We start from the raw sequence: 16,386 nt of genomic DNA, 5'->3' as shown, positions 1-16,386 counted from the left end.
TCACTTCCGCATTACCGGGTATCATCACAATTTGAACGGGCGTTGCCGAAGGTAATTTGTCGAATTTTATAGCAGCCTGCTGAAAATATTCAATCAACCTTTGTAAATGCGCCCTTTCTTCTTTTAAAAAAGGAAAGGTGTTATAGCTTGCCTGTATAACGCCTGCTGCATGCTCGGGCAAAGCTGTTGTATAAATAAAACTTCTTGCGAAATTGATAAGATAATCTTTCAGTTGCTGCGAACCGCAAACAACTGCACCGTGGCAGCCGCAGGCTTTGCCAAATGTATAAACCCGGCAAAATATTTCCTGTTCCAGGTTTTCAGACTGGCATAAGCCTTCGCCTTTTTCGCCAATAACGCCAATGGCATGCGCTTCATCAATTATTACATGTGCATTGTATGTTTTTGAAAGGGCAACAATTTTTTGCAGCGGGCAAAAATCGCCGTCCATGCTGAATACCGATTCTGTAACAATGAAAATGGTTCCGGTTGCTGTTTTTAGTTTTTTTTCCAGTTCTGCCATATCGTTATGAGCAAATGAAAAGCTTTGCGCAAACGACAGGCGGATGCCATCGCGGATAGATGCATGGCAAAGCGCATCGTATAAAATGGTATCGCCTTTTTGCGGAATGGAACTTAGCACACCGATATTGGCATCATAACCTGAATTAAAAACCAAAGCCGCTTCGGCTTTATGAAATAAGGCAATTTGCTTTTCGGCTTCTTCCATTAATTCATAATTGCCTGCAAGCAGCCGCGAACCGGCAGCGCCTGTTTTTAAACCGGCCTTTATTTTATCATACAATAAATTGTTATGAACAATGCCAAGGTAATCGTTGGAACAAAAATCGATTTTACCTGCAGGCATCTTTAACTGCCTGAAAGCATTTTGTTGTTTTCGCTGGTTTATTTTTTTTGCAAGAAAAGAATCGTCGTACATCGCACTTTGTATGGTTCAAAGCTAAGAAGATGTTTCAATTAAATTTATTCATGCAGGGGATGAAGTTGCCAACGGTTTTGCATTAATGGTTGTCAATTGTTTTGCATAGTATTTTGTTTTTGTTGTCTATTATTGCTGTTGCCAGGATGCTGGTTAAATGTTTTGCCATGGGGGCATAGATTTTATTTGATAGTCCGTTAAGTATTTAATAAAATCTTTTTTGAACAGCTTCTATGGTTTTACAACAATTGACAACACGGTTCGTTTAATACATAAATTTTTTTATTTGAAGCGGCTTTTAGTATTTATAATTTTTATTCTGACGGCGAGGCAAGCATCTGCTCAATATTTTCAATTTATTGAAAACAAAGGGCAGTGGGATAGTTCGATAAAATTTAAAACAGATTTCAAAGGCGGACTGCTCAATTTAACACCTTCCGGCTACAGGGTGGTTTTGCACAACCAAACCGATTTGAAAAACCTTGCTGAATTTTACAGCGGCCACCAGGAGGCCGGGACAGATACGGGCAAAACAGGGGAGGCTGTTAAAGCCAAAACATTAAAGCAACTGAAATTGCATTCTCATGCTTATGAAATAACTTTCTTAAATGCCAATGAAAAAGCAATTGCTGTTCCGGATAAGCCAACGCAGCTTGTCAATAATTATTTTCTAGGGAAAGACAGCACTAAATGGCGCAAAGGATGCAGGGTGTACAATGCTGTAACTTATAAAAATATTTATAAGAATGTTGATATAAGATATTATTCTGATAACGGCAACCTGAAATACGATATTATCGTTCACCCCGGCGCTGATTTGTCCAAAATTGCCATGCAGTTTAAAGGCCTCGATGGTTTATCGCTGAATAAATACGGCAACCTTGCACTTAAAACCTCAGTGGGCGAAGTGTTCCAAAGTATTCCTTTGAGTTACCAGATTTTAAATAAAGGCAGAACGAATGTCAAGGTTGCTTTTAAACTGGAAGGGAATACAGTCCGGTTCAATTTAGGCAAATATGATAAAACGGCTACGCTGGTGATTGACCCTACCATGATCTTCTCCACATTTGCGGGAAGCCTGCAGGACAATTGGGGCTATACGGCTACTTATGATAATGAAGGTAACTTTTATGCCGGCGGAATTGTTTTTGGTGATGGTTATAATCCGCGTAACGTAGGTGGGTATGATCAAACTTTTGGCGGCGGTGATAACAGTGAAGGCAACATTGGTGGATATGACATTGCTTTGATCAAGTTCAATCCAACCGGAACACAGGCATTATTTGCAACGTATCTGGGCGGCGCCGGTAATGAACAGCCGCACAGCCTTGTCTGCGATTCAAAAGGCAACCTTGTAATATCCGGCAGAACAACTTCCGCCGATTTCCCTGTAACCAGCGAAACGTATGGGCCCGGCGGTTCATTTGATATATTTCTTGCCAAATTAAGTACGGATGGCTCGACTTTGCTGGCTTCCCGGAAATTTGGCGGTACGGGGTCTGATGGCGTAAATATTTCACCCAAATATGTAACCGAAGGTATAGACCGCACCCGCAGGAATTATGGCGATGATGCCAGAAGCGAAGTAATAGTGGATGCTGCAGATAATATTTACCTGGCAAGTTGTACGCAATCCACCGATTTCAAAACTACCGATAACGCCTTTAAAAAAACATTGGGTGGTTTCCAGGATGGTGTTTTTATTAAAACATCATCAGACCTGAGCAATATTTACATGTGTTCGCTGTTAGGAGGGAAAGAGGCTGATGCTGCTTTTGTGCTGGCCATCAGTAATACAACAGGTAACATCTACATAGCCGGCGGAACAGCCAGCCCTGATATGGCATTTAACGCCAATAATGCACCGCAGGGCATTGTGCATAATGCTTACCAGGGAGGGGAAGTGGATGGCTTTCTGTCTATTTTGAGCCCGGCCGGTACAGCGCTGCTCAAAACCTGTTATATAGGCACAGGGGGGAACGATATGGTGTACGGCGTACAGGTTGATAAGTTTGGTTACCCTTATGTGATGGGCACAACCACCAATAGCTTTCCGGTTATTAATTCCCCCTTTAATGCCAATAATAACCAGGTAAACGGCAAACAGTTTATTACAAAACTTAAACCTGATTTATCTGGCGTGGAGTATTCCGCAAATTTTGGCAAGGGCTCCGGCATTCCTGATATTTCGCCTACTGCTTTTCTGGTTGACATTTGCGGCAATGCTTATGTTTCCGGTTGGGGTGGTATTGGGAATGCCAAGTATTATAAAACGCAAAACGTTTCCGGGATGAGCATTACCGCCAATGCTATTTCGAAGCAGACGGATGGGAGCGATTTCTATTTCTTTGTATTGGAAAAGAATGCAATGAGCCAGTTGTTCGGCAGCTACTTTGGTTCTGTGGGAGCAGCTGATGCTGCTGATCATGTAGATGGTGGAACCAGCCGTTTCGATCGGCGCGGGGTTATCTACCAGGCTGTATGTGCCAATTGTGGCAAAAGAGGCACTTTCCCCACTACAACAGGCGCCTGGAGTTCGGGCAATCCTGCGCAGGGAGGTAACCAGTGTAATGAGGCCGCTGTAAAAATTGCCTTTGAATTATCGGGCATTTTTTCAGGCGTGCAATCTTCTATTAACGGTGTAGCAAGGGATAGCAGTGGCTGTGTTCCGTTAACCGTTGATTTTAAGGATACCGTGGCAATGGGGAAATTATATTGGTGGGATTTTGGGGATGGCAGCGGGGACACAACCACCGTTCCCTACACCAGTCATACTTATACCAATATCGGTACTTATAAAGTAAGGCTGATAAGTATTGATTCTGCTTCCTGCAATATTGCGGATACTTCATATATCACTATCAGGGCGAAAGATAATGAAGCCCAGGTTGCCATGAATGTGGTTAAGCTGCCACCCTGTGAATCGTTCAACTATCAATTCAGCAATACTTCCGTGGCGCCTGCCGGTTATAATTTTAACCCGGGCACCTTCACCTGGGATTTTGGAGACGGAACAGTCATTCAATCCGATGCCGCCTCAATTACACACCAGTATGTGGCTGCGGGCACTTACAGGGTGAAGCTCTATCTCAACGATACTTCTTTCTGTAACTCTCCAGATTCTGCTGTGTTTGAGTTAAGGGTGGCTTCGGTATTGGCGGCTAACTTCACGGCGCCTTCATCCGGCTGCACACCATTTGATGTTACATTTACCAATACATCAATTGGTGGACAAAATTTTACCTGGGATTTTGGAGATGGCAACACTTCAACAGACGTATCGCCAACACATCAATACACAGCGCCCGGAACTTATACGGTAAGATTAACCGCCACTGATAATTTTACCTGCAATCCCACAGATGATACCAGCATGGTAATTACTGTATATGGCGGCCCGACCGCATCGTTTACTTATACGCCCACAACGCCAAAAGAGAATACGCCATACCAGTTTACAAACACATCAATCAATGCCACTAATTATAAATGGTTTTTTGGTGATGGCGATTCCCTGGTAACAAGCTCTATGCTGCCGGTTTCTCATATTTATAATGCATCGGGTCAATATAACGTTTGTCTTATTGCCTATAACCAACAGGGCTGCACCGACACTACCTGTGCTACAGTTACAACCATTGTAACGCCTGTTGTGGATGTACCCAATGCTTTTTCACCCAATGCCGACGGAACAAACGATGTTATTTATGTGCAGGGTTTTGCCATCAGTAAGATGACCTGGAGAATTTTTAACCGCTGGGGGCAATTGTTATTCACTTCATCAAGTATCAACAACGGCTGGGATGGGCGCTTTAAAGGTGCTTTGCAGCCGCAGGATGTATATGCCTATACATTAAGCATCGAATTTTCTGATGGCACAAAGCTGAATAAGAAAGGGGATATTACTTTGCTCAGATAAATCAATCATCCTTCAGTATAAATTTCCCATACTGTTTTTTTTATGTCTCATTTTGAGAAAGCTTGCTCGCCAGCAAGTTTTCTCATCTGTTCACAACTTCCTGTGGTTCATTCACCAACAAAAAGAAGGCGTTCACTAACTTGTTATTTGTACGGGTTTTGCCTGTAGTAATTTAGTCTGGTCATAAAACAAATGCCAGTCATAAATTTATCAGCAGGTGTTATATAGCAGTACTAACACACCAATACTAAAACAACCAAAACTATCATGCTGATGAAAGAGTAAAACGGAACCTGCTTACCTCCGTTTTTATAAGAGGCGGGTGTGCAATTAATATTGTATGCCCGCTTTCTTTTTAAGAGCTGTTAACCTGTTTTACAGCCGCATGGCCAGGGTCAGACATGGAGGCATATTCAAAAGCCTATTTTAAGATTAAAGTTCCGGGGCCTGTTTGCTGGTTATGCTTTCATTCAGATATTTGTCTCCAAACAATCAGTATTCATCATTCATCTTCCATATTAAGTTCGCCCATTGAATACCTGAAAGGTGTTGGCCCGTTAAAAGCCGATCTTTTAAAAAAAGAGCTCGGCATCTTTACGTTTGAAGATTTGCTCAGCCATTACCCCCTCCGCTACATTGACCGCACTAAAATTGACGCCATTGCCGGCATTACCCAACAAACAGATTATATACAGGTTGCTGGCAGGATAACCGGTATAGAAATACTCGGGCAGAAAAGCTCGAAGCGCATGGTTGCCTGGCTTGAAGATGGTACAGGCATTGTGGAACTAACCTGGTTCCAGGGCATTCATTGGGTGCAAAAAATGTTGCAGGAAGGCAGTGAATACCTGGTGTATGGTAAAGCCGGTTTTTTTAATGGCCGGCCACAGATAACGCATCCTGAAATAGAATTGTTTACGGCTGAATTAAAGAATGGTAAATCGTTTTTGGAACCCGTTTATCCAACCACAGAAAAATTAAAAGCCAAAGGGTTAAATGCAAGACAAATTGCCAGGCTCACATCAGCCTTAATTCCAATGCTGTCAGAAAAAGATGTGTATGAAAATATACCGGGGAATGTATTGCAGGCATTAAACCTTATGCCCCGTTACGAAGCAGTTATCAATATTCATTTCCCAAAAAGTTTTGAAATATATGAACAGGCTGCAAGGCGTTTAAAGTTTGAAGAATTTTTTCTCGCACAAGTGCGCATGGGCATGATACGTGGCAGGCGGCATCGTAAAAGTCGCGGCGTGGTATTTGAAAAAGTGGGAGAGTTGTTTAATGCTTTTTATAATGATTACCTGCCTTTTGAATTAACCGGCGCTCAAAAAAGAGTAATTAAAGAAATCAGGGCCGACACGGCAAAAGCGCACCAGATGAACCGCTTGCTGCAGGGCGATGTGGGCAGTGGTAAAACAATTGTGGCTTTGCTGGTAATGCTGATTGCTGCGGATAATAATTACCAGAGCTGCCTGATGGCGCCAACGGAAATTCTTGCGCAACAGCATTTCAATAACATAAAAAATTTACTGAAAGATTTACCTGCGGGAATTGCTTTGCTAACAGGCACCACAAAACAGGCTGAGCGAAGATTGATATTGGAAGAGCTAAAGAAAGGCAATATTCACATATTGGTAGGCACGCATGCCGTGATTGAAGATGTGGTGCAGTTCAATAACCTTGGTTTGGTGGTGATTGATGAGCAGCACCGTTTTGGCGTGGCACAGCGTGCAAAGCTTTGGGCAAAAGCTGAAGTGCCGCCGCATGTGCTCGTAATGACGGCAACACCTATACCGCGTACACTCGCTATGACGGCTTATGGCGATCTTGATTACAGTATTATCAATGAATTACCGCCGGGAAGGCAACCGGTGATTACAGTTCACCGTTATGAAACCAAAAGGGCGAGCGTAATGGATTTTGTGAAATCAGAAATAGAGAAGGGCAGGCAGGCTTTTTTTGTTTACCCTTTAATTGAAGAAAGCGAGAAACTGAGTTATGAAGATTTGATGCAGGGCTATGAACAGGTTAAGAGTTTTTTCCCGGAACATAAATACAGCATCAGCATGGTGCATGGTAAAATGCCGGCGGAACAAAAAGATGTTAATATGCAACGTTTTAAATCCGGCGACACTCATATACTCGTTGGTACCACGGTAATAGAAGTTGGTATTGACATCCCTAATGCATCTGTTATGGTAATTGAGAGTTCGGAGAAATTCGGGTTGTCACAACTGCACCAGTTGCGCGGAAGGGTAGGGCGGGGCAGCGATAAAAGTTACTGCGTTTTGCTTACGCCTTATAAATTAAGCAATGATGCAAAGGAAAGACTGAAAATAATGTGCGCTACCAACGATGGATTTAAAATTGCTGAAAAAGACCTGGAGCTTCGTGGCCCCGGTGAAATTGAAGGCACAAGGCAAAGCGGCATGTTAAACTTTAAGCTGGCGAGCCTGGTCAATGATAAAGATTTGCTTGACGCTTCCAGGTTTTATGCAGATGCGGTTTTATCGGCAGACGAAGAATTGAATAAACCTGAAAATGCAGGTTTGAAGGCTTTTCTCATATCGCAAAAAGGAAAAACGGTTTGGAGTAAAATTTCTTAACAACAAATTGAAACTAACAAGCGTTTAATTTGTAACTTAAATAAAATTTTCGCTTGAAGCATATTCTTGTACTGGTTGCCATTTTATTTACGGTCTTTAGTACACAAAGGCTGAACGCCCAGTATTTGCAATTTGTTGAAAATAAAGGCCAGTGGGATAATTCTATAAAATTTAAATCAGATTTTAAAGGCGGCGCATTATATCTTAAACCCTCCGGTTATAAGGTTGCATTACACGATAAGGAGGATATGAGAAAACTCGCCGATTACTTTGGCGGCCACCTCGACAGCACCGCAATTAAAGGAAAACTAAAATCAATTTCGAGTCTTGTGTTACATTCCCACGCTTATGAAATAAGTTTTTTAGATGCTGATTCAAACGCTGTTGCTGTGCCCGATAAACCACTCAGCATCGTTAATAATTATTTTATCGGTTCAGACAGCAGTAAATGGAAAACAGGTTGCAGGGTTTACAATGGCATTACCTATAAGAATGTGTATAAAAATGTTGATGTAAGGTATTATTCAGACAACGGCAATCTTAAATACGATATCATCATAAATCCAGGCGCAGATATAAGCAAAGTGGCTTTGCGGTTTAACGGGCTTGATGGCCTGCTCGTAAATAAATTTGGAAATCTCACCATGAAAACTTCTGTGGGCGAAGTTTATCAAAGCATCCCATCTTCATACCAGTTGGGTAAAGCGGTGCGCACAGCCGTGAAAGCGGCCTTTAAGCTTGAAGGAAATATTGTTCGCTTTAAACTGGATAAATATGATAGAAGCCAAACACTGATTATTGATCCCACCGAAATTTTTTCAAGCTTCACCGGCAGTCTTTCTGATAACTGGGGCTATACGGCCACTTATGATAATGAAGGAAATTTTTATGCGGGCGGAATTGTATTTGATGACGGTTTCGATCCACGGCATGTTGGCGGTTATGACCAAACATTTAATGGCGGAGACGGAAGCGAGGGCAGGGCAGGTGCCTACGACATTTCTTTAATTAAATTTAATCCTACAGGTTCGCTTGCTTTATACGCTACTTATTTTGGGGGCAGCGGCAATGAACAGCCGCACAGCCTTGTAACAGATTCAAAAGGTAACCTCATTATATCCGGCCGTACCAGCTCCACCAACTTCCCTACTACAGCCGACACGTATGGTCCGGGCGGCGGTTTCGATATTTTTCTTGTAAAGTTCAGCCCTGATGGTAAAACGCTGCTGGCTTCACGCAAGTTTGGCGGTGCAAGTGCGGATGGCGTTAATATATCTCCCAAATATGTTTCATCCGGCGTATCCACCACAAGGAGGAATTATGGCGATGATGCGAGAAGTGAAGTAATTACAGATTACCAGGATAATATTTACCTGGCAAGCTGCACGCAGTCTTCAGACTTTCCCACCACATCCAATGCTTTTGATAAAGCGCTTGGCGGCACACAGGATGGTGTATTTATCAAAACTTCCCCTGACCTCAGCAATGTATTTACCAGCACTTTAATAGGCGGCAAGGGTAATGATGCCGCGTTTGTTTTAAATATAAGCCCAACCACAGGCACCATTTATATTGCCGGTGGAACATCAAGTTCCGATCTGGCGGTAAGGGGAAGTAATGCGCCGCAGGGTATGCTATATAATAGCTACCAGGGTGGCGATGTGGATGGCTTTATTGCAGCCCTAAGCAGCGATGCGACCACCCTGCTTAAAATTTGTTATGTGGGTGGAAAGGGTAACGATATTGTTTATGGCGTGCAAACGGATAAGTTTGGATATCCTTATATAACAGGCACTACCAATGTGAGCCTGCCTGTTTATAAATCTACATTTAACAATACGAGTGGCCAGCAGGATGGCAAGCAGTTTATTACCAAGCTAAATCCTGATCTTACCGACGTTATTTATTCAGCCAATTTTGGGAGTAAGAGCGGTGTACCCAATATATCGCCTACGGCTTTCCTGGTAGATATTTGCGGCAATGTATATGTTTCAGGCTGGGGTGGAAAAGCAAACAGCGAATATTACGGCTCTACCCAATCCACAGTAGGCATGAGCACAACGGCCAATGCCATCTCGAGGCAAACTGATGGTAATGACTTTTACTTTTTTGTATTGGAGAAAGATGCTATGGGCCAGTTGTTTGGCAGTTATTTCGGAACATTTGGTACCGACCCCGGCGTGTATGGTGATCATGTGGATGGCGGCACCAGCCGGTTTGACAGGCGCGGCGTTATTTACCAGGCAGTTTGCGCCAACTGTAATAAGACCGGTGTTTTTCCAACAACTACCGGCGCCTGGAGTTCCGGTAATCCGGCCCAGGAGGGAGCCATGTGTAATGAAGCTGCCGTAAAAATAGCTTTTGAACTGTCAGGCGTAATTGCATCCATCCAGCCTTCTATAAATGGCGTGCCGCGGGATAGCATAGGCTGCACTCCGTTAACCGTTGATTTCAGGGATACGATAGCATTGGGTAAATTATACAGGTGGGATTTTGGCGATGGCAATCAAGCTACCACTACAGAGCCAACAGCAAGCCATACTTACAATAATGTGGGCGATTACAGGGTGCGGCTGATCAGCATTGATTCATCATCCTGCAACGTTGCAGATACGGCGTATATTACCATAAGAGCAAGAAGCAATGAAGCAAAACTCGGCATGAAGGTTACCAAATTGCTGCCTTGTGAATCTTTTAATTACCAGTTTGACAATACGTCTGTGCCACCTTCCGGTTATACTTTCCAGGCCGATGATTTTACCTGGGATTTTGGCGATGGTACGGTAATAACAACCAACGCCACTACTTTAACGCATCAATATACAACCAGCGGCGTTTATAATGTGAAACTTTACCTGCACGATAGTATGTTTTGCAATTCGACCGATTCCGTTGTATATCAGTTAAGGGTAGCTTCCACATTAAAGGCTCAGTTTGAAACACCGGCAACAGGCTGCGCACCTTACAATGCGGTGTTTGACAACACTTCGCTGGGCGGGCAAAATTTCCTCTGGGATTTTGGCGATGGCGAAACTTCAACAGATGCTTATCCAACACACTTATATCAAAACCCAGGCACTTATACTATTAAATTAACGGTAACAGATAATTTAACCTGTAACCCGGTTGATGATACAACAATGACAATAAATGTGTATGAAGGTCCTGTTTCATCTTTCATCTATTCCCCCACAACGCCAAAGGAAAATACGCCTTATGAATTCACCAATTCATCCACCGGCGCTATAAATTATAAATGGGAATTTGGTGATGGTGATTCTTTAATTACTTCATCAATGCTGCCTGTTACACATATTTATAATACCGCGGGCAGTTACAGGGTTTGCCTTATCGCGTTTAATCAATACGGATGTTCAGATACATCGTGCCAGCAGGTAACAGCCATCGTTACGCCTGTAGTAGATGTGCCGAATGCATTTACACCTAACGGCGATGGTGCTAATGATGTTGTATTTGTAAAAGGATATGGCATTGATAAAATGTCGTGGAGAATTTATAACCGCTGGGGCCAGTTGGTATTCGTGTCAACAAATATAAATTTTGGCTGGGATGGCCGTTTTAAAGGAGCTTTACAGCCGCAGGAAGTATACGCTTATACATTAAGTGTTCAGTTTACCGATGGAACAAAATATTCAAAAAAAGGTGATATAACTTTATTACGATAGGAGGTGGTATGAAAAAGAATATAAAAAGTGTTTTACTGTTATTAGTGATGTTTATGGCTGCCGCTTATGCAAAAGCGCAGGACCTTCACTTTTCTCAATACTTTAATGCGCCGTTATTAATCAATCCTGCCAATACAGGTTTTGAACCCGATGCCGACTGGAAGGTTGGTATTAATTACCGCAATCAATGGGCAGGCGTTTTAAATAATCCTTATAAAACCATGAGTGCCTGGGGCGATGCGCAATTGTTTAATGACCGGTTTGAAAACGGCTGGGTAGGCGCAGGGCTTGCCTTGTTGAAAGATGTGGCGGGCAGCGGCGACTTAAGCAGTACAAAAGTGTATGGTTCCCTGGCATACCATCAAATGCTTGGCTACAACAGTTTGCTGAGTGGTGGCTTTGGAATTGGTGCTGTGAATAAAAGAATTGATATTACCAAACTCACATTTAATGATCAATGGAACGGTAAATTCTTTGATGTTACCATTCCTTCCAATGAAACTTTCAGTGCTACTTCCGTCTGGTATCTTGATTTAAACGCAGGCCTGAATTACGCCATCTTTCCTTCAGATAATGCGTATCTGAATGCAGGCATCAGCGTTAATCATATAAACATGCCGCGTGAATCTTTTTTCAGCAACACCACTGCTGATGCAAAAGTACCTATGCGTTTTAATGCTTTTGTAAACGGCAGTTTTAAATTAAATAACCAGTGGATCATAAACCCGAATGCTTACTTCAGTATGATGAGCAAGTCAACAGAAATTGTTGGCGGTTTGAATGCGCATTATAATTTAAGCGGAGATGGAACAACACAGTTAATCGGCGGTTTATATTATCGTGCAAAAGACGCCATTATACCAATGGTTGGCGTGGTTATAAGCGGTATTACTGCAACTGTAAGTTATGATGCTACCAGTTCAAGCCTGGGCACGTATAGCCAAACATTAGGCGCTTATGAAATATCGCTTACAAAAACAGGTTTGTTTTCCGAGTTTGGCAGCAATGTTAAATGCCCTTCTATAAAGTTTTAGGATTGAGTTGATTGTTGATTAAGTCAACTGGTTATTCCACATTAAGCAAAACTATATCATAGTACAAAGGAGAATTGGCCGGAATATTTTCAGAAGTTAAACCTGTGCAGCCGTAAGCGAGGGATGATGGTGCTACCATTTTTATATGCCCGCCCCTTTGTATATAGGGTAATGCAATGCGCCAGCATTCTATAAATTCACTAAGCTGCGATGTAAGCGGATTATTAGTGTTAGTATAATCTTCCACAACATTACCGTCAAGCGTGGAAGCTGTATAGGCAACCGTAATAATTGAATTTAAATTAGGCGAAGCGCCCGAGCCGGCTTCAACAATTTCGTAGTAAATACCGTTTGGGTCAACTGTATAGTTAATGGAATATTTATTGCAAAATGCAGCAAGCTGGTCGGCCTCCGAAGCTGCTGAAACAGGCATACATGCATCATTCTTTTTTTTACAGGCCACAAAAACAAATACGCTAAGAATTATTATCAGTAAATTTTTCATAACTCGGTACAATGCAGTCAGTCTTTAAATTATTATCACTCAGTATTGTCTTTGGCCTTTTTTTGCTCTGCTTCATTTTTAGCTTTTAATTCCCGGTAAGCCTGCTCGTTCATTTCCCACCTGAATTTTTTATAAAAAAAACCGGTGAAAACAACGATGGCAATAATGCCAATAACAAGAATCCAGGGACTGCTTTCTGCCTGGGCCGCCATATTCGCCCTTTCATACCAGCCGGAATTAAAAGCCAAAAGAATGGCAATGCCTATGCATAACCCAATTGAAAAGCCCGGAGAAACCAGCTTATAGATGGATTTTTCTTTTAACCGGTTTTCTTCCCAATATTCAATAAAGGCCTTTTCTTTATCTGAAAGCATAGATAGTTTATTTGGAATGAACGCTGCTTACAGGTAATATATAAATTGTAACAATGCCTGTATAAGAAACGCAAAATTATTTATTTGCCTGTATTAGATTTGCAACGTGAATAAATTCGACTCGTACATAACTGACTATTTATACGAAAATAGAGAAGTTGCCCTCGAAAAAATCGGGTACATAAAAATTATTTCATTTGCAGGCCCTGATTCCAGGCAGGCTTCTGTTGATTATATTTTTGATAAAAAAATAACTACATCAACAGGCCTTGTTGAATATATCAGTGAGAAAACCGGTAAGAATAAAAGTCTCGTTGCCGCCGATCTTGAATCGCATTTAAAAGGTGTGCGGGAATTTATAAACATTGGCAAGCCTTACGAAATACCGCAAATAGGTTTTATAAAAGCAAATAACAGCGGTGCTTATGAATTTACACCGGTATCTGACATAAATACAAAACCAGTAAAGACAACTACGCAGCCGCTTGCACAAGCCGGCGCAAAAAGCAGCCGCACGGTGGTGCAGATTATAAGTTTAATCATTGCGATTGCTATTCTTTCAGGTTTGGGCTGGCAGGCTTACCAGGCTTTAAGTAAAAAAACAAATGTGGCTGATACGAATACGGTTACCAATACAGATACAGCTTCTGCTGCAGATACCGGTAAAACTACCGATACAACAGCGCAGCAGCCTGCAGGTTATTCACCCGGTGATAGTGTGAACGTGCGTTATATTTTTGAGATTACGGCTTCCGGTTTGCGGGCCCGCACAAGAACAGCCCAGTTGAAAAGCTTTGGCAATAATGCGCTTTACGACAGTTTTGTAAATAACAATACCAAGCGTTACGATTTATATATTCTTCAAAAAACAAAGATTGCCGACACTCTTCGTATGAAAGATTCTCTCAGCAAATTTTTTATGCGGGACATAGCGTTGAAAATAGAACAATAAAAATAGTATGAAGCGCCTGCCTGCTGCCTTGCTTGTATTGTTCATTGTTGATTTTATTACTGATAGTTTTATTGCTGCATCATATAATAACAACTTCCGTTATGCAAGCAAAGGTTTGTTAATGCCTTTGCTGCTTGTATTTTTTATTGCAGGTATAAAAAACGGGGCATCATCCGTTGATAAAAAATATATCCAGCCCGTTTGTTTTGCGCTGTTATTTTCTTTTTTGGGCGATGTGTTGCTGGTGAAAGATGGCAGTCTCTATTTCATGCTGGGCATTGCCGCTTTTCTTATTGCCCATATATTTTATATCATTTTGTTTTGCCGCATTCAGCCGTTTACAAGAAATAATAGTGTATTTATTTTAATAAGCGGAGCTGCTATTGTAGGTTATGTGGCGCTGCTTGATTTCTTGTTCTGGCCAAAAATAACACAGCAAAGTCTTGCCATTCCTGTGGTAACATATTCAATGGTTTTAGGCGCTATGTTATTTACTGCTTTGAATTTAATAAACAAAAAAGGGGTACCAAAGAAAATTATAACAAGCCTGGTTTTTGGCGCTGCTTTATTTGTTCTGTCTGATTCAATTATTGCATTTAATAAATTTTATCTTTCCACTCCCGTGAATGGATTTTATGTTATGAGCACTTATTGCCTTGCACAATTTTTAATTGTGAACGGGGCAATGAAGTTTAGCAATGACTATATCCATAACAACTAATGTATAGCTGTAACATTCACTTTTTTAACACCGATAGTGTGCAATTCTATATGCCTGTCTTTTGCCTTGTTTTCAAATTCGCTGATGATCTCTAAGATATCATAGTCTATAAAATTGCATTCACTTCCATCAATGGTAAGCATGCTGTATTCAGGCACATTATCCAAAGCTTTCTTCAGGTTTACCTTATTTAAAAAAGTAACATTGCTGTTAAGTTTTATAAGCGCTGTTTCTATGCCGTTGCGAACAGTTTTTGTAATCCTGTATTCAGCCTTAAAATTATTCCGGATAATAAAATATACTGATAATAAAAGCCCGATGCTCACACCAATTAAAAGATCAGTTGCAAGTATTATAATAATGGTAAGTATAAACGGCAGGAACTGTTTCCATCCAAGGCTATACATATTTTTAAAAAGCTTTGGCTTTGCAAGGTTATAACCTGTAACCAGCAAAATAGCTGCCAGTGAAGCATAAGGTATTTGATTAAGCAAAAAAGGAATAAACAATACGGCCAGCAATAAAAAAATGCCGTGTGTTATTCCTGCCATTTTTGTTTTAGCACCGGCATCCACATTTGCCGAACCGCGTACAACCACCGCAGTTATGGGTATGGCACCCAGGAAACCGCAGGTTATATTTCCAATGCCCTGCGCAACAAGCTCCCTGTTTACGGGCGTTATGCGGTTATGCCTGTCTAATTTATCAATGGCTTCAATGCACAGTAAAGTTTCCAGTGTAGCGAGCATGCCTACAGTTATTCCATCTTTCCATATTTCAATACTTGAAAATATTTTTGAAATATCCGGGAACGAAATGTTTGCAAAAACATCGGAAGGAATATTTACCAGTTGTGATGTTTTAAGATGAAAAGTATTGGTGGCATTCAGTGCTGCATTGATCAATACGCCCGTGATAACAGCAAATAACGGCGCAGGGATTATGCTTAGTTTTTTTGCAAATGGCTGCTGCAATAAAATTAAAACTGCCAGCGATGCAATTGCAATTATTACAGAACCGCGTGTAATATGATCATTAAATTCTGAAACATGACCTGCAATATTTTTTGACGAGAATAATTCGGGGAAACCGGTTGTCCAGAAGTCCGGCCTGTCATACCCCAAAGCCAACGGTATTTGTTTAGAGATGAGGATAATGCCAATAGCGGCCAGCATTCCTTTAATTACCGCAGAAGGAAAATAGTTTGCAATTGCACCTAATTTCAATAAACCAAGCAATAGCTGGAAAGCGCCTGCAACAATTACAATAAGCAGAAAAATTTTATAATCGCCAAACGAAATAATGGATGCTGCTACCAGCGTGGTAAGCCCCGCCGCCGGCCCTGAAACAGCCAGTTGTGAACCGCTGATGCTGCCGGCAACAATGCCACCGATAATACCTGATAGAAGACCGGCATAAAGCGGGGCGCCCGAGGCTAAAGCTATGCCGAGACAGAGCGGAAGCGCTACTAAAAAAACCGAAAGGCCGGCGGATAAATCGTGGCGAACCAACATGATCCGGTAGTATTTAAATGTACGTCTCAACTGATGTAAGTTTTTAAAGGGTGCGAATGTAGTTTCTTGCAACAGCGTAAAAAATGACGAAAATCAGCTTTTGAATAACCTGCTGCGCTATTAAACTTTACA

At 41.7% G+C, this 16,386-nt stretch carries 10 protein-coding genes; 6 read left to right on the top strand and 4 right to left on the bottom strand.

Going from position 1 to position 16,386, the window contains the following annotated elements; genetic code table 11:
- Positions 1-940: aminotransferase class I/II-fold pyridoxal phosphate-dependent enzyme (locus tag ACTHN6_RS07905; protein ID WP_440435201.1), on the bottom strand; the 940-nt coding region annotated here is incomplete at its 3' end.
- A gap of 286 nt (positions 941-1,226) precedes the next feature.
- Between ACTHN6_RS07905 and ACTHN6_RS07900 the strand changes: the two genes are divergently transcribed.
- The 4 genes from ACTHN6_RS07900 to ACTHN6_RS07885 all read left to right on the top strand — a co-directional run bounded on the left by ACTHN6_RS07900 (position 1,227) and on the right by ACTHN6_RS07885 (position 12,188).
- Positions 1,227-4,859: a DUF7948 domain-containing protein gene (locus tag ACTHN6_RS07900; RefSeq protein ID WP_440435200.1), complete on the top strand. Its 3,633-nt coding sequence runs from the start codon at positions 1,227-1,229 to the stop codon at positions 4,857-4,859.
- A gap of 401 nt (positions 4,860-5,260) precedes the next feature.
- On the top strand, positions 5,261-7,468 hold the full coding sequence (recG, locus tag ACTHN6_RS07895) for an ATP-dependent DNA helicase RecG (RefSeq protein WP_440435199.1): 2,208 nt from the start codon (positions 5,261-5,263) through the stop codon (positions 7,466-7,468).
- Between the two features lie 53 nt (positions 7,469-7,521).
- A complete protein-coding gene (locus ACTHN6_RS07890; RefSeq protein ID WP_440435198.1) occupies positions 7,522-11,154 on the top strand; it encodes a DUF7948 domain-containing protein in 3,633 nt (1,210 codons plus the stop codon).
- Positions 11,155-11,162: 8 nt separating this feature from the next.
- Positions 11,163-12,188, top strand: coding sequence for a PorP/SprF family type IX secretion system membrane protein (locus ACTHN6_RS07885; RefSeq protein WP_440435197.1), 1,026 nt, complete (start codon positions 11,163-11,165; stop codon positions 12,186-12,188).
- Positions 12,189-12,219: 31 nt separating this feature from the next.
- Here the strand turns inward: ACTHN6_RS07885 and ACTHN6_RS07880 are convergent, their stop codons facing one another.
- Both ACTHN6_RS07880 and ACTHN6_RS07875 read right to left on the bottom strand, forming a co-directional pair.
- The gene (locus ACTHN6_RS07880; RefSeq protein ID WP_440435196.1) at positions 12,220-12,693 is read right to left on the bottom strand and encodes an FKBP-type peptidyl-prolyl cis-trans isomerase; all 474 of its coding nucleotides are present in this window, start codon (positions 12,691-12,693) and stop codon (positions 12,220-12,222) included.
- A 35-nt stretch (positions 12,694-12,728) separates the two neighbouring features.
- Entirely contained in the window at positions 12,729-13,067 is a 339-nt protein-coding gene (locus ACTHN6_RS07875) for a hypothetical protein (RefSeq protein ID WP_440435195.1), read from the bottom strand.
- A gap of 106 nt (positions 13,068-13,173) precedes the next feature.
- On the opposite strand from ACTHN6_RS07875, the gene ACTHN6_RS07870 reads away from it, so the two are divergent.
- Positions 13,174-14,019: a hypothetical protein gene (locus tag ACTHN6_RS07870; protein ID WP_440435194.1), complete on the top strand. Its 846-nt coding sequence runs from the start codon at positions 13,174-13,176 to the stop codon at positions 14,017-14,019.
- Between the two features lie 7 nt (positions 14,020-14,026).
- Positions 14,027-14,740, top strand: a complete 714-nt coding sequence (locus tag ACTHN6_RS07865; protein ID WP_440435193.1) for a lysoplasmalogenase — start codon at positions 14,027-14,029, stop codon at positions 14,738-14,740.
- Here the strand turns inward: ACTHN6_RS07865 and ACTHN6_RS07860 are convergent.
- The gene (locus ACTHN6_RS07860) at positions 14,737-16,284 is read right to left on the bottom strand and encodes a SulP family inorganic anion transporter (protein WP_440435192.1); all 1,548 of its coding nucleotides are present in this window, start codon (positions 16,282-16,284) and stop codon (positions 14,737-14,739) included. The two genes, ACTHN6_RS07865 and ACTHN6_RS07860, sit on opposite strands and share 4 nt — an antisense overlap.
- Positions 16,285-16,386: the final 102 nt, after the last annotated feature.

Source organism: Parafilimonas sp., assembly GCF_051953455.1.
GTDB lineage: Bacteria > Bacteroidota > Bacteroidia > Chitinophagales > Chitinophagaceae > Parafilimonas.
Note: the sequence above shows the minus strand (reverse complement) of the source record. Positions and strands in the feature narration are given on the sequence as shown.